Here is a 16,200-nt window from a genome sequence, read left to right as displayed (position 1 = left end):
TCAGAAAGTACGCCCCGCCGCCGGGCCGCCCCAAGGCGGGGCAGCCCCCCCTTACCGGCCTGCAGCTTTGGCGCTGATGCCGTTGGCGACGCCCATGTCGACCTTCGGCACATCGCGGATCACCACGCGCACCTCGTCGCCCGACATGTCCACGGTCGAGCAGACTGCCTGGTTCAGCGCGGCCATCAGAGCGGCCTTCTTGGCCTCGTCGCGGCCCTCGATCATGTCCACGTCCACGCGCGCCATGCGCTTGCCGATCTCGCCGGCCACGATCACGTGTTCCGCGGGCACTTCCTGCAGCACGATGCGCACGCTGGTCTCGGGCGCGGCCAGGCTTTCGGCGACGGCGCGCGACGCGGCCTTCAGCAGCGCGGTTTTCTGGGAGGCCGAATGGCCTTGCATGATCTGGACATTCAAAAAGGGCATGATGGTTTCCGAAGTTCCGAATGAGGACGGGCCGGAAAGTCCGGCCCGTCGCTCATGATATCCGGACTTTGCCCGCGTCGCGGCCGCGATCCGGATACGGGTCTACCCTGATTCAGGCGGCCTGGTCGCGGCGCTCCGGCTCGGGTTCGGCCTGCGGTGCGGCCTCGGCGTCGGCCGGCACCGGGGTATCGGCCAGGGCCGGCGTGACCAGCTCCACGACCTTCTTGCGCGACAGCATGCCGATGAACTCGTCGTCCTCGCCGGTCACGGCCACGGGCTGGTCGCTGTGGACCAGCTGGGCCAGCACTTCGCCCAGGCCCGCGGTGGCGGGCACGGAGGCCAGGTCCTCGACGTAGCGCGAGACGTCGCGCACGCCGTCGGCGATGGCGCGCTCGGCGGCCTCGGCCGTCAGCACGCCCGCCAGGCGCTTGCCGTCCAGCACCGGCGCGTACTCGTAGTCCAGCGCGCGCATGCGGTCCATGGCGTGCGCGGGGCGCGAACGCATGGTCAGGGTCAGGCGCGCCGGGTTCACGGCGTGCGTGGCGTTCAGCACCTTGGTGCGGTTCACGTCCTGCAGGAACGACTGCACGTAATCGTTGGCCGGGTTCAGCAGAATGTCCTCGGGCGTGCCTTCCTGCACCAACTCGCCGTCCTTGAGGATGGCGATGCGGTTGCCCAGGCGCAGGGCCTCGTCCAGGTCGTGCGTGATGAACACGATGGTCTTGTTGAGCTTTGCCTGCAACTGCAAGAGCTGGTCCTGCATTTCGCGGCGGATCAGCGGGTCCAGCGCCGAGAAGGCTTCGTCCATCAGCAGGATTTCGGCGTCGGTGGCCAGCGCCCGGGCCAGGCCCACGCGCTGCTGCATGCCGCCTGACAGCTGGTGCGGATACTGGTTCTCGAAGCCCGACAGGCCCACCTGGTCCAGCCATTCGCGGGCGCGCTGCTCGCGCTCGGCGCGGCCCACGCCCTGCACGGTCAGGCCGTAGGCGGCGTTGTCCAGCACGGTGCGGTGCGGGAACAGGCCGAAGCGCTGGAACACCATGCTCATCTTCTTCTGGCGGAAGACTTCAAGGTCGCGCTTGTTCAGGCTCACCACGTCCACGCCGTCGACCAGGATGTGGCCGGCGCTGGGCTCGATCAGGCGGTTGAAGTGGCGGATCAGCGTGGACTTGCCGGAACCCGACAGGCCCATGATGACGTAGATGCTGCCTTCTTCGATGGACAGGCTGATGTCGCGCAGGCCCAGCGTATGGCCGCTTTCGGCCAGCAGCTGTTCCTTGCTCATGCCGTTCTGGGCGGCCTGCAGCCATTTCTTCGGGTGCGGCCCGAAAATCTTGTAGATGTTCTTGACCTCGATCTTGCTCATCGCTGGCCTCCCTTGCGCATGCGCTGTCCATACGATTGCGTGATCCGGTCGAACAGCACGGCCAGCACCACGATGCCCAGGCCCGCGAGCAGGCCGCGGCCCACTTCCAGGCGGTTGATCCCGAGCAGCACTTCATAACCCAGGCCGCGCGCGCCGATCATCGAGGCGATCACCACCATGGACAGCGCCATCATCGTCGTCTGGTTGATGCCCGCCATGATGTTGGGCAGCGCCAGCGGCAATTGCACGCCGAACAGTTGCTGGCGCGGATTGGCGCCGAAGGCGCGCGAGGCCTCCAGCACTTCGCGGTCGACCAGGCGGATGCCCAGGTCGGTCAGGCGGATCAGCGGCGGCACGGCGTAGATGACGGTGGCGATGATGGCGGGGATCTTGCCCAGGCCGAACAGCATCACCACGGGAATAAGGTACACGAAGCTGGGCATGGTCTGCATCACGTCCAGCACCGGCAGCATGCCGGAACGCAGCCAGTTGACGCGCGCCATCAGCACGCCCAGCGGGATGCCGATAAGCACGGACAGGCCGGCGGCCATGATCATCAGCGCCAGCGTCTGCATGCCGGCGTCCCACAGGCCCAGCACGCCGATCACGCACAGCAGCAGGCCCATCGCCAGGCTCAGGCCGATGCGGCGGCTCACGCCCCAGGCGATGGCCACGGTGACCAAGACCACGGCCCACCACGGCGAGCTGCGCAGCAGCTGCTCCAGCCACACCAGCGCGTGCAGGACGGGCTGGGACATTTTTTCCAGCGTATCCGCGTAGTTGGTGACCAAATGATCGACGAAACCGTCGATCGCCCCCCGGACCTGCCGGGCGGGAATAATTTCAGGAAACATTCGTTCTACTCCATTCTGGCGCGCTCGCCGCCCGCATCGAAGCCGCGCATGGCGGCGGCAGACGGGGCGAAGACACCAAGAGGCCCGCGGGGCGGGAGCCGTCCGCCAGGCCGGCGGCACGGCAGACCGGCCCGGGAGCGGGCCGGTGCGCGCCTCGGCGGCGCGCAGCCAGGGTGTTTACAGCGCGCTTTGGACGCGCCCGGCAACGTCGGCAGGCACCCATTTGGTCCAGACGTCGGGCTTGTTCTTCAGGAACCACTTGGCCACGGCGCCGGACTCGTCGCCGGACTCTTCCATGTGGGCCAGGGTCTCGTTGATCACGGGCAGCGGCACCGACACCTTGGACAGGAATTCGGTGAGCTTGGGGGCCTCCTCCGAGAACTTGGTGTTTACGGCCGTGAAAACGGGATTGTCGGGATAGGCGCTGGGCTGGGGATTGGCGCACTTGGGCGCGGTCAGGCACTTGTGCTTTTCCGCGTCATAAGGCGGCAGCTCCAGTTTGACCAGGTCCATGGAGCCGACCAGCGGCGTGGGCGACCAGTAGTAGAAAACGACGTTCTGCTTGCGCTTGTAGGCCGACATCAGGGCCGCCTTCTGCGCCGCGCCCGTGCCGGGCGAATACAGGGTGTAGGTGTCGTCCAGCTTGAGCGCATGGAACAGGTTGGTGCTGGTCACTTCGCAGCCCCAGCCCGCCGGGCAGCCGTAGAAGCGACCCTTGCCGGGCTCTTCCGGGTCCTTGAACTCGTCCTTGAACTTCGGCAGGTCGGCCGCGGACTTCAGTTCCGGCAGGCGCTCGGCCGTGTAGCGCGGGATGTACCAGCCTTCGGCGCCCATGTAGAGCTCGCCGACGCGCTTGACCTTGCCGGTCTTCTCGGCGCGCTCCCAGGGAGCGGCCACGCTGTTCAGCCAGATTTCGGTGTTGATGTCCAGGTCGCCGCGCTCGAGCGCGGCCAGGGCGGGCAGGGTCTCGGTGGGCAGGGTTTCGGTCTTGCAACCGTAGCCCTTTTCCATGATGAATCGTTCGACGTCGACCAGGACCAGGTTGGATTCCCAGTTCATGGCGCCGAAGTTGACGGGGCGCTTGAGTTCGCACTGAGGCGCGTCGGCGGCCTGGGCCGAACCGGCGAATGCAAAGAACACGGCCGCGGCGACCAGAGTCTTGACAGGGGTGAAACGCATTGGCTTTTGCCTCCATAGGTTCAGGGACACACGCCGGGCCAGGCCCGTGGGTGCCATGGAGCTAAGGGGGTTGTGCGGAAGACGGGCAGAACCGCCAATACAAACCGACACTAGCAACAAGACCGTCCGCGAGGGTGCGGGATCTTGCAAGACAGGAGCTTCAAAAACGCGGTTTTTGAAAACCCACAGAAAGTGAACAAACTGAACGAAGAAGCGAGCATCTTAAACGAAATTGCCGCTCAACCCAAGCCCCGCCCCGAACAAAACAGATACATTTCAGGAAAAATGCCCCCGGGATAACCCGGAGTCCGCAGGGGTAAGCCGCCGGTTTTCCCTGGGAAATTCTGTCCGAAGTGTAAGGTTTCATTTAGTAATGAATATATTCCTATTAATACATTCAAGTCTTTTCCGGAGCGGCCAAAACGCCGTTTGCGCGCCGCTCAACGTTCCTGGTACATGTAATCGCGGCGCCACGGATAGGCCAGGTCGGCCGGATCGTCGAGTTCGTCGGCGCGTCCGCCGGCCGGCGGCTGGGCCAGCACCTGGTGCAGCGCGATCCAGCCGTGCTCGAAGCCCATGGCGCAGCCCGCCAGGTAGAGCCGGTAGGCCCGCAGCGAGCGTTCGCCCTGCGGCCCCGACAGTATCTGCGCGGCTTCGGGCAGGCGCGCCTCCAGTGCGTCGCTCCAGGCCCACAGGGTGCGCGCGTAGTGCGGGCGCAGGTTTTCGACGTCCACCTCTTCCAGCCCGCCGTTGGTCAGGGTTTCCAGCACCACGCTGATGTGGGTCAGCTCGCCGCCGGGGAAGATGTACTTCTCGATGAATTCGCCCATGCCGTTGCCGAGTTCGGCGTTGTAGACCCCGGCCGCGGTGATGCCGTGGTTCATGATCAGCCCGCCGGGCTTGAGCAGGCGGCGCAGCTTGGCGAAATAGGACTCCAGTTGCGCCCGGCCGACGTGCTCGAACATGCCGACCGACGCGATCTTGTCGTAGGGGACGGATTCGTCCAGCTTGCGGTAGTCGAGCAGTTCCATGCGCACCCGCCCGCCCAGGCCTTTTTCCTCGATCAGGCGGCTGACATGGGCGTGCTGGTTGCGCGACAGCGTGATGCCGGTGGCGTCCACGCCATAGTTTTCGGCGGCCCACAACAGCAGGCCGCCCCAGCCCGCGCCCACGTCCAGGAAACGCTCGCCCGGCCGCAGGCGCAGCTTGCGGCAGATATGGTCGAGCTTGGCTTCCTGGGCCTGGGCCAGCGTCATGTCGGGACGGCGGTAATAGGCGCAGGAATACACCCGGCGCGGGTCCAGCCACAGCGCGTAGAACTCGTCGGACAGGTCGTAGTGGAATTCGATCTGCTTGGCGTCGCGCTCCACCGAGTGGCGCCACACCGACATGACCTTGCGCACCAACTCGGTCAGCCAGCCGCCGCGGGCCGCGTCCACCGGCGACCCCGGCAGCAGCGCCGCGGCCGCGGCCATGACGTCGCGCATATTGCCTTCGATGTCGATGCGGCCTTCGACGTAGTCCTGTCCAAGAATGCCGACGGCGCCTTCGGCCAGGTGGGCCAGCGCCGCCTTGTCGTGGGCCACGAAACGGACCCGCGGCTCGGGGGCCCCCAGCACGGCGCCGTCGGGCAACACCAGCTGGACGGTCACGGGCAAGGCCTGCAGCTTGCGTTCCACTACAGACAACAAAGGATTCACGGCTACTCCCCTGGATGCGTACGGACCTCGACGACTTTATCGGAAAAAAGCTGACACTTGAGTGTAAGGTGGCCCGTGATACAGTCTGTGATTTGGTCCAAAACGCGCAACAAACCGCATCGGTGCCCTCTCCCGCGCGTAGAAGTGATCCCCCATGCCCCCATCTGACTCTTTCCGCAGCGGCCTGCCCGGCTGGCTAATCCTCATGGGCGCGCTGACGGCCATCGGCCCGTTCGCCATCGACATGTACCTGCCCGCGTTCCCCACGATCGCGGCCAACCTGGGCGTGCCCCGCGGCGACGTCGAGCGCACGCTGGCGGCCTACCTGATCGGACTGGCGATGGCCCAGGTCTTCTACGGCCCGATGGCCGACCGCTACGGCCGCAAGCCGCCGCTGCTGGTGGGCCTGGCGCTGTTCATGGTGGCCTCGCTGGGCTGCGCGCTGTCCGGGTCGGTCGAGGCGCTGACCGGCTGGCGCGTGGTGCAGGCCATGGGCGGCGCCGCCGGCATCGTGATCCCGCGCGCGGTCATCCGCGACCACTACGACACCCATGAGGCCGCCCGCGCGCTGTCGCTGCTGATGCTCATCATGGGCCTGGCCCCCATACTGGCGCCGCTGGTCGGCGGCCAGCTGCTGGCCATCGCCAGCTGGCGCAGCCTGTTCTGGGTGATGCTGGCCGGCGGGGCCATGCTGATGTTCGCGGTCCTCAAGATCATGAAGGAATCGCTGGCGCCCGAACGCGCCGTGCCGCTGCGCTGGAGCACCATCCTGCGCAATTACCGCGACCTGTTCGCGCATCGCGGCTTCATGGCCCACAGCCTGGCCGGCGGCTTCGGCCAGGCCGGCATGTTCGCCTACATCATCGGCTCGCCGCGCGTGTTCATCGAACTCTACGGCGTGCCGCCCCAGTACTACGGCCTGCTGTTCGGCACCAACGCGCTCTCGCTCATCGTCTGCTCGCAGATCAGCGCCCGCCTGCTGCGCAGCTACACGCCGCGGCAGCTGCAGCGCCGCGCCCTGACCTCGCTGGCCTGCGCCAGCCTGGCGGCGGTGGCGCTGACGCTGGCCGGCTGGATGACGCTGCCGCTGCTGATGCTGTGCCTGATCACCTATATGGGCAGCCAGGGCTTCGTCAATCCCAATTCGGCCGCGCTGGCGCTGGCCGACCAGGGCAAGCGCCTGGGCGCCGCCTCGGCGATGCTGGGCACGCTGCAATTGTCCTGCGGCGCGCTGGCCGGCTTCGCGGTCAGCGCCTGGCAGGCCGACAGCGCCCTGCCCCTGACCGCCACGCTGGCGGCCTGCGCCTGCCTGTCCTGGTTGTCCGGCCGCGTGGCGCAAATGCACACCCGCTAAGCTGGCTGCTTGATTTATTTGGGTTTTTCGTATTAGAATCTTTGTCTTCATACGAAGTTTCCCGTGCAGGACTACTATGCTTTGTAGTTCAGCACTCTGACCCCAACCGCGTAGCGCCAGACTGGAATTTGGAAAACCCCGAAAGCCAGTCCCCGCGGGTGGCAGGCAGCGGGTATAAGCACAGGGCCAGGCCGCAAGGCTGGTTCTCATCCACTAAGACTGGGTGGCCGGCAATTCAGCCCGGCGGCGAAACCCACGTCAGCCTCCCTCGAGCGATACGCGCCAAGAACGACACTAAGAGGTGCATCCATGGCACGCGTATGCCAAGTGACCGGCAAAGGCCCGATGGTGGGCAACAATGTTTCGCACGCGAACAACAAGACCAAGCGTCGCTTCCTGCCCAACCTGCAATCGCGCCGGTTCTGGGTTGAAAGCGAAAACCGCTGGGTCCGCCTGCGTGTTTCGGCCAAGGCCATCCGCACGATCGACAAGAACGGCATCGACGCCGTCCTGGCCGAAATGCGTGCCCGCGGCGAAATCGCCTAATCGGCCCTCCCGCCAATCTACATACTAGGAGCACGACATGGCCAAAGGTATCCGCGAAAAGATCAAGCTCGAGTCGACCGCCGGCACGGGTCATTTCTACACGACCACCAAGAACAAGCGCAACATGCCCGAGAAGATGCTGATCAAGAAGTTCGATCCCGTCGCTCGCAAGCACGTCGACTACAAGGAAACCAAGCTGAAGTAATTCAGCCGGTATCCCGGAAGACCCCGAAAGGCCCTGCAATGCAGGGCCTTTTTTTCCATCCGGCGACCGCGTTGTTGCGGCACGGCGAAAACACATGCTTCAATTGGGCCGCCGCCCCCGCCCGCGGGGCCCGATCCCTCGAACGCGATATCTGCCATGCTCCGTCCCTGCCTTACCCTGTTGCGCCGCGCGCTGGCGCCGGCCCTGCTGGCCCTGGCGCTGACCCCGATCGCCAGCGCCAAAGACAAGGAGCCCCCGATCCGCATCGGCGAGATCAACAGCTACAAGGCGATCCCGGCTTTCCTCGGCCCCTACAAGAAAGGCTGGCAGCTGGCGCTGGAGCAGGTCAATGCCGGCGGCGGCGTGCTGGGCCGCAAGCTGGAAGTCATCTCGCGCGACGACAACGGCAATCCCGGCGATTCGGTGCGCGCCGCGCAGGAACTGCTGGCGCGAGAGAAGGTGGAGCTGCTGTTCGGCGGCTTCCTGTCCAACACCGGCCTGGCGCTGACCGACTTCGCCAAGCAGCGCCAGGTGTTCTTCCTGGCGGCCGAGCCGCTCACCGACAAGATCACCTGGCAGGACGGCAACCGCTACACCTACCGGCTGCGCCCCTCCACGTGGATGCACGTGGCGGCGCTGGCCCCCAAGGCGCTGGCGCTGCGCAAGAAGCGCTGGGCCATCGTCTATCCCAACTATGAATACGGGCAGTCGGCCGTGGCCACGTTCAAGGCCATGATGAAGGCCTTCCAGTCCGACGTGGAATTCGTGGCCGAGCAGGCCGTGCCGCTGGGCAAGGTCGACGCCGGCGCCGTGGTGCAGGCGCTGGCCGACGCCAAGCCGGACGCGATCTTCAACGTGCTGTTCGCGGCCGACCTCACCCGCTTCGTGCGCGAAGGCAATACGCGCGGCCTGTTCGAGAACCGCGCCGTGGTGTCGGTGCTGTCGGGCGAGCCCGAGTACCTGGAGCCGCTGGGCGCCGACGCCCCGACCAGCTGGATCGTCACCGGCTATCCCTGGTATGCCATCGACACCCCGGCCAACACGGCCTTCGTCGAGGCCTACAAGAAGCGCTACAACGAAACGCCCAAGGTGGGCTCGGTCGTGGGCTACGCCTCGCTGATGTCCATCGCCGAAGGCCTGAAGGCCGCCGGCAGCGTGGACACCGAAAAGCTCGTGGACGCGTTCGCCGGCCTCAAGGTCGACACGCCCTACGGCCAGATCCACTACCGCAAGATCGACCATCAATCGACCATGGGCGTCTACGTGGGCACGACCGCGGTGGAGGACGGCAAGGGCGTCATGAAGGACTTCGCCTACATCGACGGCGCCCGCCTGCAGCCGCCCGACGAGCAGGTCCGCAAGATGCGCCCGGCGCCCTGATGAGCCTTTCCGGACTGCTGCTGCAGCTGCTCAACGGCCTGGCCGACGCCAGCGCGCTGTTCCTGGTGGCGGCCGGGCTGTCGCTGATCTTCGGCGTGACCCGGGTGGTGAATTTCGCGCACGGCTCGTTCTACATGCTGGGCATCTACCTGGCCTGGACCTTCACCGGCTATTTCGGCGACGGCGCCGGCTACTGGGCCGGCCTGCTGCTGGCCGCGCTGGCCACGGGCCTGATCGGCGCGGCCGCCGAATGGCTGGTGCTCAAGCGCCTGTACCAGGCCCCCGAACTGTTCCAGCTGCTGGCCACCTTCGCGCTGGTGCTCATCATCGGCGACGCCGCGCTGGCGATCTGGGGCCCGGAGGATCTGTTCTCGGCCCGCGCGCCGGGCCTGTCCGGCGCGGTGCAGATCCTGGGGCGCCGCTATCCCGAATACGACCTGCTGCTGATCGCCGCCGGCCCGGTGGTGCTGGGCCTGCTGTGGCTGCTGCTGATGCGCACGCGCTGGGGCCGGCTGCTGCGCGCGGCGGCGGAAAACCGCCGCATGCTGGCCGCGCTGGGGGTGAACCAGGCGTGGCTGTTCACCTCGGCCTTCACGCTGGGCGCCTTCCTGGCCGGCCTGGGCGGCGCGCTGGCCGCGCCGCGCGTGCCCGCCACGCTGGGGCTGGACCTGGAGATCATCGCCAGCGCCTTCGTGGTCGTGGTGGTGGGCGGCCTGGGTTCGATACCCGGCGCCTTCCTGGCGGCGCTGCTGATCTGTTCGGTCAAGGCCGTGTTCGTGTTCCTGGGCCAGGTGCAGATCGGCCCGTGGGTCTTCAACCTGTCCAAGCTCACGCTGCTGGCCGAGTTCGCCGTGATGGCGGTGGTGCTGGTGGCGCGGCCCTGGGGCCTGCTGGGCCAGCCGCCCGCGCCCTCGTCGCAGGCCGCCGCCCCCGAGCGCCCGATCGCGCCGGCCGGCCGCCGGCTGCGGCTGGCCTACGGCCTGCTGCTGGTCCTGCTGGCGCTGGCGCCGGTGGCCGCCCTGCAATGGCCGTACTTCGGCATTCTGCTGACCGAGATCCTGATCGCCGCGCTATTCGCCGCCAGCCTGCATTTCCTGACGGGGCTGGCCGGCATGACGTCCTTCGGCCACGCGGCCTGGTTCGGCCTGGGCGCCTACGGCGCGGCGCTGCTGCTGAAGCTGGCGGCCGTGCCGATGGAGGCGGCGCTGCTGCTCGGCCCCTTCGCCGCGGCCTTCGGCGCGCTGCTGTTCGGCTGGTTCTGCGTGCGCTTGTCGGGCGTGTACCTGGCGATGCTGACGCTGGCGGTGGCGCAGATCCTGTGGGCGCTGGCCTATCAATGGGACGACGTGACCGGCGGCAGCAACGGGCTGATCGGCCTGTGGCCGTCGGCCTGGCTGTCGCAGGGCCCGTGGTTCTATTACCTGACGCTGGCGCTGTGCGCCGGTGGCATCTGGTGGCTGCGCCGGCTGGCGTTCTCGCCGCTGGGCTATGCGCTGCGCGGCGTGCGTGATTCGTCGCTGCGCGCCGAGGCGCTCGGCATGGACGCGCGGCGCCTGCAATGGGCGGGCTTCGTGGCGGCCTCGCTCGCCGCCGGCATGGCCGGCTCGCTCTATGCGTTTTCCAAGGGCAGCATCGCCCCCGACGTGCTGGCCGTGAGCCGTTCGGTGGACGGCCTGGTGATGGTGTTGCTGGGCGGTCTGCACACGCTGGCCGGCCCGCTGGTGGGCGCGGCGTCCTACACCTGGCTGCAGGACGCCGCCGCGCGCAGCACCGAGTACTGGCACGCGGTGCTGGGCCTGGCCATCCTGGTGCTGGTGCTGGCCTTCCCCGAAGGCCTGGCGGGCGCGGCGACGCGCCTGCGCGGGAGGCGCGCATGAGTTCGGCTCCGCTGCTCCAGGTGCGCGGGCTGCGCAAATCGTTCGGCGGCATCGAGGCGCTGGCGGACGTGTCCTTCACGCTGGAAGCCGGCCGCATGCTGGCCCTGATCGGCCCCAACGGCGCCGGCAAGTCCACCTGCTTCAACGTGCTGGGCGGCCAGTTGCGGCCGGACGCCGGCTCGGTCCTGCTCGACGGCCGCGAGCTGGTGGGCCTGTCGGCCCGCCGGATCTGCCGGCTGGGCGTGGGCCGCAGCTTCCAGACGGCCGAGACCTTCCGCTCCATGACCGTGCTGGAAAACGTGCAGACGGCGCTGCTGTCGCGCGACCGGCTGCTCTTCAACCCCTGGCGCCGCGCCGGCCGCCACGCGGTCGACGAAGCCCTGACGCTGCTGTCGCAGGTGCAGATGGCCGACAAGGCGGCCGCGCCCTGCGGCACGCTGGCCTATGGCGAGGTCAAGCGGGTCGAGCTGGCGATGGCGCTGGCGCACCGGCCGCGCCTGCTGCTGATGGACGAGCCCACCGCCGGCATGGCCGCCAACGAGCGCCACGCGCTGATGCGCCTGACCCGCCAGCTGGCCGACACCCGGCGCATCGCGGTGCTGTTCACCGAGCACAGCCTGGACGTGGTGTTCAAGCATGCCGACCGCATCGCCGTGCTGGTGCGCGGCGGCCTGCTGGCCGAAGGCGCGCCGGCCGACATCGCGGCCGACGAACGGGTCAAGGCCGCGTATCTTGGGACGGAGGCGCCCCAGCCGGGCTAGCGTCGGGCTGCTGGCATTCCCAGAAGATCCGGGCCTTGCAGCCGGCGCAGACGGAACGGTCGAGCCTGGCGTAGATGCTGCTCAGCGCGGTGGCCTTGTCGGGAAACACGTGGTCCTCGCCCAGGCGCTCCAGAAAGCCGGTGCGCCGCCACATGGCCAGCACCTCGGGACGCGGCCGATGGAAATACAGGTCGCCCCCCATCGCCCGGCGCGCGGCCAGCTCGTCTTCCCAGACCTGGGCGCCGGCCATGTCGATGAAGTTCATGCTCTTGGCCATCACCAGCAGGTGGCGCGGCGCGTCGGGCGCGGCGCGCAGCTCGTGCAGGCGCTGCGCCACGTGCGTGGCCGCGCCGAAGTACACCGAGCCCTCCATGCGCAGCAGCTTGAGCTGCGGGCATTCGGGCAGCGCGTCCTCGGCATGTTCCAGCACCACGAAGCGGCGCTGCGGCCCGCGCGAGTCGAAGCCCATGGAACGCATCGCCGGGCGCGAGGTGCGGTGCAGGTAGACCATCAGCGACAGCACCGTGCCCAGCAGGATCGCCACTTCCATGCGGATGGTGATGGTGGCCGCCAGGGTCGCGGCGGCGATGATGCATTCATTGCGCTGCGTGCGGATCAGCAGGCGCCACCGCGGAATGTCCAGCAGGGTCCAGGCCACCAGCAGCAGCAGCCCCGAAATGGCCGCATGGGGGATGCGGGCCAGCAGCGGCGCCGACACGGCCACCAGTGCCATCAGCAGCAGCGCCGAGAACACCGAGGCCAGCGGCGTCTTGGCGCCGGCCTCGTAGTTGGGCACCGAACGGTTCAGGGAACCGCAGGACAGATAGCAGGAAAAGAATCCGCCCGCGATATTGGAAAGCCCCTGCCCCACGAATTCGCGGTTCGCGTCGATGCGCTGGCCCGAGCGCGTGGCCACGGCCTTGGCGATGGAGATCGATTGCGCCAGGGCCACGATGGTCAGCGCGAAGGCCAGGCTCAGCAGGTCGGGCAGCACGCGCCAGTCCACGCTGGGCACGTGAAACGGCGGCCAGGGCTGGGCGATGGCGCCCAGCACGGATACCGGCTGGCCTTCGGTCAGCGCATTGAACGCCGCGGCCGCCAGCGTGCCCGCCGCCAGGCCGGCCAGCATGAAGGGTTTGCGCTTATCCAGCTTGCGCACCAGCATGGCCACCGCCAGCGTCACCAGCGTCACCAGCACCGCGCCCACATGCGCCTGTCCGATATTGGCGCCCAGGCTGGCCAGCAGCGCGCCGGTGCCGTGCGAATCGGGCGCGGGCAGCCCCAGCGCGTCTTTCAGCGCGTGCACCGCGATCAGCAAGGCCGCGCCGCTGGTGAAGCCGAACAGCGCCGACGGCGAAATGAAGTGCGCCAGCGACCCCAGCCTTAGCGTGCCCACCAGCCACTGCATCACGCCGACCAGCACCGTCACGGCCAGCGCCAGCTCGATGTAGCCCGGACTGCCGGCCGCGGCCAGCGGCGTCAGCACCGCGAACAGCGCCAGCGAATTGGCGTTGGTGGGACCGGACATGACGTGGCGGCTGGAACCGAAGAGCGCGGCCACGATACAGGGCACGATGGCCGAATACAGGCCGTATTCGGGAGGCAGGCCGGCCAGCATGGCGAACGCCACGCCCTGCGGCAGCACCAGCAGCGCGCCCAGCAGGCCCGCCGCCGCATCCGCGCGCAAGGTTTGCGCGTCCACCTCATCCACCCACGAACCGAACAACCGGCGCGCGGCTTGCTTGCCCCCCTGCATCATTCTTTGTCTACCCTCGGACATCGTTTTTGCCGCGGGCGATCATCCGTCTCCCCCGAGGCAGCTAGCGTAAACCCTCGCGCCCGCTGGCGCAATGCAGCATCGGACACACGGCAACGATACTCCCATGCCAGAGTCCGGCGGGCCCGCGCAAGCAGGAGTTTCACACCGCGAAACACCGGCGTCGGCCGGTTGACCGGCGCATACGCGCGCCCGATCATGGCCGCTGGAACGCGGCTGCGGCCGCCTGCTCACCGCCGGGAAGCCCTCATGACCCTCCCTCTTCCGCCGCTATGCCGCCGCCTGGGCATGCGCTATCCCATCTTCGGTTTTTCCCATTCTCCCGCCGTGGTCGTGGCGCTTGCGCGCGCCGGCGGCTTCGGCGTGCTGGGCCTGGCCCGCGAAATGCCCGATGACGTGCCCGCGCTGCTCAGCCGCCTGGAAGACGAGCTGCAGGGCCTGCCCTACGGCGTCGACCTGATGCTGCCGCAGAACGTGCCGGCCGCCGGCGGCCTGGAAGCGCTGCGCGAGGCGGTGCCGCAGGGCCACAAGGATTTCGTGCGCGACCTGACCGGGCGCTATGCGCTGCCGCCGCCGCGGCAACCCAGTTTCTTCACCACCCAGGTGCGCAGCGAGGCCCTGTTCAACCGCCAGATCGAGCAGGTGCTGGCGTGCAAGGCCAGCGTGGTCGCCACCGCCATCGGCGTGCGCCCGGAACTGATTTCGCGCGCCCGCGCGGCCGGCAAGGTCACGCTGTCGCTGGTGGGATCGGTACGGCATGCGCGCAAAGCGCTGGACCTGGGCGTGGACGGCCTGGTGGCGCAGGGCTACGACGCCGGCGGCCACACCGGCCCGGTCGGCACGTTTTCGCTGCTGCCGCAGATCGTCGCGCTGGCGCCCGGCGTGCCGGTGCTGGCGGCCGGCGGCATCGCCACCGGCGGACAGGTGATGGCCTCGCTGGCGATGGGCGCGCAGGGCGCGTGGCTGGGCACCCTGTGGATGGCGGCGGCGGAAAACCATACGCCGCAGGCGCTGCTGCAAAAGCTGATCGACGGGCAGAGCGAAGACACCGTCATCACCCGCGCCCACAGCGGCAAGCCCTGCCGCGTGATCCGCAGCGAATGGATCGACGCCTGGAGCGCGCCGCAGGCCCCCGAGCCGCTGGGCATGCCGATGCAGCAGGCCCTGACGGGCGACGCCTTCACCGCCATGCACGAAAACGACGATCCCCGGCTGATCTACGAGGCGGCCGGGCAGAGCGTGTTCGGCATTACCGGCCCCACCACCGTGGCGCGCCAGATGGCGCAGCTGGTGGACGAGGCCGAACGTGCGCTGGCGGCGCTGCGCGGCTGAGCGGCCGCGCGCCTATTTCAGGTAGCGGCGTTCCAGCTCGCGCATGGCGGCGTCGCCCTGCAGGGCGATGATTTCCTTGACCGACGGCAGGCCGGCGTCGACCTCGTGGATGCCGCCGTCGCGCCGGATGCGGGCGAAAACCTCGCGCATCGCGCCCACCGCGGCGCGGATGGCATGGTTGCCGTAGATCACCAGCCCCACCTTGCCCAGCGCCTGGATGTCGGATTCGCGCAATTGCGGATAGGAGGTGGGCACCAGCACCAGCGGCGCGCGCCCCTGCCACGCGGCCACGAAAGACAGGATTTCGTCGGGCGCGCTTTGCTTGGAATGGATCAGGATGGCGTCGGCGCCGGCGGCCTCGTAGGCCGCGGCCCGGGCCAGCGCCTCGCGCTCGCCCGCCCCCGCGATCAGGGCCTCGGTGCGGGCGATCACGCAGAAATCCGCGTCGCGGCGCGCCGCGCAGGCGGCTTCGACCTTGCCCTGGAATTCCTCGATGCGCACCAGTTCCTGGCGGCCGCCGGCGCGCAGGCTGGTGTCCTTGGGAAAGGTCTTGTCTTCCATCACCACGGCCGAACAGCCGGCCGCCTCGTACTGCGGCACGATGTAGGACACGTTGATGGCGTTGCCGAAGCCGGTGTCGATGTCGGCGATGACCGGCACGTCCACCGCGGCGGCGATCGCGCGCATCATGTCCAGGTGCTGCGACGGCGAAAGAATGTTGGCGTCCGGCACCGCGTGGCTGGCCGAGAGCTCGAAGCCGCTGCCCCATATGGCGTCGAATCCGGCCTGCGCGGCGAGCCGGGCCGACAGCGGGTTGTGCGCCGACATGGCGTGCGCCAGGGCCGGGGCCTGCAGTTTCTGGCGGAAACGGGCGTTGCGCTTCATGGTTCAGCCCGCCTCGCCGCCGCGCCGCGATTTCATGGCCTGGCCGATCGCGGCCAGCGCGTCGTCGGCGATCAGCCGCGCGGCCATGGGCAGCAGTTCTTCTTCCTCACGGCGGATGTGCGTGGCGTAGGCCTCGGTGAACGCCTGGACCTCGCCGGCCGGGAGCTCGGCGCGCCGGCCCTGGGAAATGTCGGCCAGCGCCTGGCGCAGCGGCTCCCAGCGCCGGGCCAGCTGCCGGTGTTCGGCGACCAGGCCGTCGACCAGCTCATGCAGGCACACCGCGTCGGAGCCGGCCATGGAATCGATCAGGGCGGGGAACAGGTCTTCTTCCTCGTCCTCGTGGTGATGGACGGCCGCGGTCTCGAAGTAGCGCAGCACGCTGGCCGCGGCGGTCTGGGCCGCCGCGTCGCTGCCATGCGCCGGCAGGTGCGCGGCCAGCCGTCCCAGCGTGGCGCACTGGCGGGCGATGCGCCCGTGGCAGGCCGACAGCAGGGCCAGCGGATCGTCCGCCGTCGGCGCGGGCGCCGGACCTCCAGGAAAACTCACCGCCATTTCACA

Annotated in this window: 15 protein-coding genes; 7 read left to right on the top strand and 8 right to left on the bottom strand. The window is 68.5% G+C overall.

Annotation, left to right across the window (positions count from 1 at the left end; genetic code table 11):
• Positions 1–51: 51 nt before the first annotated feature.
• From AC1M14_RS07160 to AC1M14_RS07140, 5 genes are all read right to left on the bottom strand, one after another.
• The gene (locus tag AC1M14_RS07160; RefSeq protein WP_102772781.1) at positions 52–426 is read right to left on the bottom strand and encodes a tautomerase family protein; all 375 of its coding nucleotides are present in this window, start codon (positions 424–426) and stop codon (positions 52–54) included.
• A gap of 112 nt (positions 427–538) precedes the next feature.
• Complete coding sequence (locus AC1M14_RS07155) at positions 539–1,792, bottom strand: quaternary amine ABC transporter ATP-binding protein (RefSeq protein WP_479731277.1); 1,254 nt, start codon at positions 1,790–1,792, stop codon at positions 539–541.
• On the bottom strand, positions 1,789–2,646 hold the full coding sequence (locus AC1M14_RS07150) for an ABC transporter permease (protein WP_102772783.1): 858 nt from the start codon (positions 2,644–2,646) through the stop codon (positions 1,789–1,791). Before AC1M14_RS07150 ends, AC1M14_RS07155 begins: the two co-directional genes overlap by 4 nt.
• A gap of 177 nt (positions 2,647–2,823) precedes the next feature.
• Positions 2,824–3,825, bottom strand: coding sequence for an ABC transporter substrate-binding protein (locus AC1M14_RS07145; protein ID WP_102772784.1), 1,002 nt, complete (start codon positions 3,823–3,825; stop codon positions 2,824–2,826).
• Between the two features lie 440 nt (positions 3,826–4,265).
• Positions 4,266–5,525 (bottom strand): class I SAM-dependent methyltransferase, encoded by a 1,260-nt coding sequence (locus tag AC1M14_RS07140; RefSeq protein ID WP_102772785.1) that lies wholly within the window; start codon positions 5,523–5,525, stop codon positions 4,266–4,268.
• A gap of 205 nt (positions 5,526–5,730) precedes the next feature.
• Between AC1M14_RS07140 and AC1M14_RS07135 the strand changes: the two genes are divergently transcribed.
• From AC1M14_RS07135 to AC1M14_RS07110, 6 genes are all read left to right on the top strand, one after another.
• Positions 5,731–6,879, top strand: coding sequence for a Bcr/CflA family multidrug efflux MFS transporter (locus AC1M14_RS07135; protein WP_111827098.1), 1,149 nt, complete (start codon positions 5,731–5,733; stop codon positions 6,877–6,879).
• Positions 6,880–7,188: 309 nt separating this feature from the next.
• On the top strand, positions 7,189–7,425 hold the full coding sequence (gene rpmB / locus AC1M14_RS07130) for a 50S ribosomal protein L28 (protein WP_043541771.1): 237 nt from the start codon (positions 7,189–7,191) through the stop codon (positions 7,423–7,425).
• A 37-nt stretch (positions 7,426–7,462) separates the two neighbouring features.
• A complete protein-coding gene (gene rpmG / locus AC1M14_RS07125; RefSeq protein ID WP_003810296.1) occupies positions 7,463–7,630 on the top strand; it encodes a 50S ribosomal protein L33 in 168 nt (55 codons plus the stop codon).
• A gap of 156 nt (positions 7,631–7,786) precedes the next feature.
• Entirely contained in the window at positions 7,787–9,010 is a 1,224-nt protein-coding gene (locus AC1M14_RS07120) for an ABC transporter substrate-binding protein (protein WP_479731276.1), read from the top strand.
• Complete coding sequence (locus AC1M14_RS07115; RefSeq protein WP_479731275.1) at positions 9,010–10,887, top strand: ABC transporter permease; 1,878 nt, start codon at positions 9,010–9,012, stop codon at positions 10,885–10,887. The genes AC1M14_RS07120 and AC1M14_RS07115 overlap by 1 nt, the downstream gene beginning before the upstream one ends.
• Positions 10,884–11,648, top strand: a complete 765-nt coding sequence (locus tag AC1M14_RS07110; protein ID WP_111827096.1) for an ABC transporter ATP-binding protein — start codon at positions 10,884–10,886, stop codon at positions 11,646–11,648. The genes AC1M14_RS07115 and AC1M14_RS07110 overlap by 4 nt, the downstream gene beginning before the upstream one ends.
• On the opposite strand, the gene AC1M14_RS07105 is transcribed toward AC1M14_RS07110, so the two are convergent.
• A complete protein-coding gene (locus AC1M14_RS07105) occupies positions 11,605–13,407 on the bottom strand; it encodes a SulP family inorganic anion transporter (RefSeq protein ID WP_246842556.1) in 1,803 nt (600 codons plus the stop codon). The genes AC1M14_RS07110 and AC1M14_RS07105 overlap by 44 nt on opposite strands.
• Positions 13,408–13,674: 267 nt before the next feature.
• On the opposite strand from AC1M14_RS07105, the gene AC1M14_RS07100 reads away from it, so the two are divergent.
• Positions 13,675–14,757 (top strand): NAD(P)H-dependent flavin oxidoreductase, encoded by a 1,083-nt coding sequence (locus AC1M14_RS07100; protein ID WP_479731274.1) that lies wholly within the window; start codon positions 13,675–13,677, stop codon positions 14,755–14,757.
• A gap of 12 nt (positions 14,758–14,769) precedes the next feature.
• On the opposite strand, the gene AC1M14_RS07095 is transcribed toward AC1M14_RS07100, so the two are convergent.
• A complete protein-coding gene (locus tag AC1M14_RS07095; RefSeq protein ID WP_479731273.1) occupies positions 14,770–15,642 on the bottom strand; it encodes a phosphonopyruvate hydrolase in 873 nt (290 codons plus the stop codon).
• Positions 15,643–15,645: 3 nt separating this feature from the next.
• The gene (locus AC1M14_RS07090; RefSeq protein ID WP_479731272.1) at positions 15,646–16,194 is read right to left on the bottom strand and encodes a hemerythrin domain-containing protein; all 549 of its coding nucleotides are present in this window, start codon (positions 16,192–16,194) and stop codon (positions 15,646–15,648) included.
• Positions 16,195–16,200 lie beyond the last annotated feature (6 nt).

The organism is Achromobacter sp. SX5 (assembly GCF_056711425.1).
Note: the sequence above shows the minus strand (reverse complement) of the source record. Positions and strands in the feature narration are given on the sequence as shown.

Coding starts and splice junctions, on each gene's coding strand:
- AC1M14_RS07110 (WP_111827096.1), top strand. CDS start 10,884: ATGAGTTCGGCTCCGCTGCTCCAGGTGCGCGGGCTGCGCAAATCGTTC.
- AC1M14_RS07135 (WP_111827098.1), top strand. CDS start 5,731: ATGGGCGCGCTGACGGCCATCGGCCCGTTCGCCATCGACATGTACCTG.
- AC1M14_RS07100 (WP_479731274.1), top strand. CDS start 13,675: ATGACCCTCCCTCTTCCGCCGCTATGCCGCCGCCTGGGCATGCGCTAT.
- rpmB (WP_043541771.1), top strand. CDS start 7,189: ATGGCACGCGTATGCCAAGTGACCGGCAAAGGCCCGATGGTGGGCAAC.
- AC1M14_RS07105 (WP_246842556.1), bottom strand. CDS start 13,407: ATGATGCAGGGGGGCAAGCAAGCCGCGCGCCGGTTGTTCGGTTCGTGG.
- AC1M14_RS07150 (WP_102772783.1), bottom strand. CDS start 2,646: ATGTTTCCTGAAATTATTCCCGCCCGGCAGGTCCGGGGGGCGATCGAC.
- AC1M14_RS07115 (WP_479731275.1), top strand. CDS start 9,010: ATGAGCCTTTCCGGACTGCTGCTGCAGCTGCTCAACGGCCTGGCCGAC.
- AC1M14_RS07160 (WP_102772781.1), bottom strand. CDS start 426: ATGCCCTTTTTGAATGTCCAGATCATGCAAGGCCATTCGGCCTCCCAG.
- rpmG (WP_003810296.1), top strand. CDS start 7,463: ATGGCCAAAGGTATCCGCGAAAAGATCAAGCTCGAGTCGACCGCCGGC.
- AC1M14_RS07120 (WP_479731276.1), top strand. CDS start 7,787: ATGCTCCGTCCCTGCCTTACCCTGTTGCGCCGCGCGCTGGCGCCGGCC.
- AC1M14_RS07145 (WP_102772784.1), bottom strand. CDS start 3,825: ATGCGTTTCACCCCTGTCAAGACTCTGGTCGCCGCGGCCGTGTTCTTT.
- AC1M14_RS07095 (WP_479731273.1), bottom strand. CDS start 15,642: ATGAAGCGCAACGCCCGTTTCCGCCAGAAACTGCAGGCCCCGGCCCTG.
- AC1M14_RS07090 (WP_479731272.1), bottom strand. CDS start 16,194: ATGGCGGTGAGTTTTCCTGGAGGTCCGGCGCCCGCGCCGACGGCGGAC.
- AC1M14_RS07155 (WP_479731277.1), bottom strand. CDS start 1,792: ATGAGCAAGATCGAGGTCAAGAACATCTACAAGATTTTCGGGCCGCAC.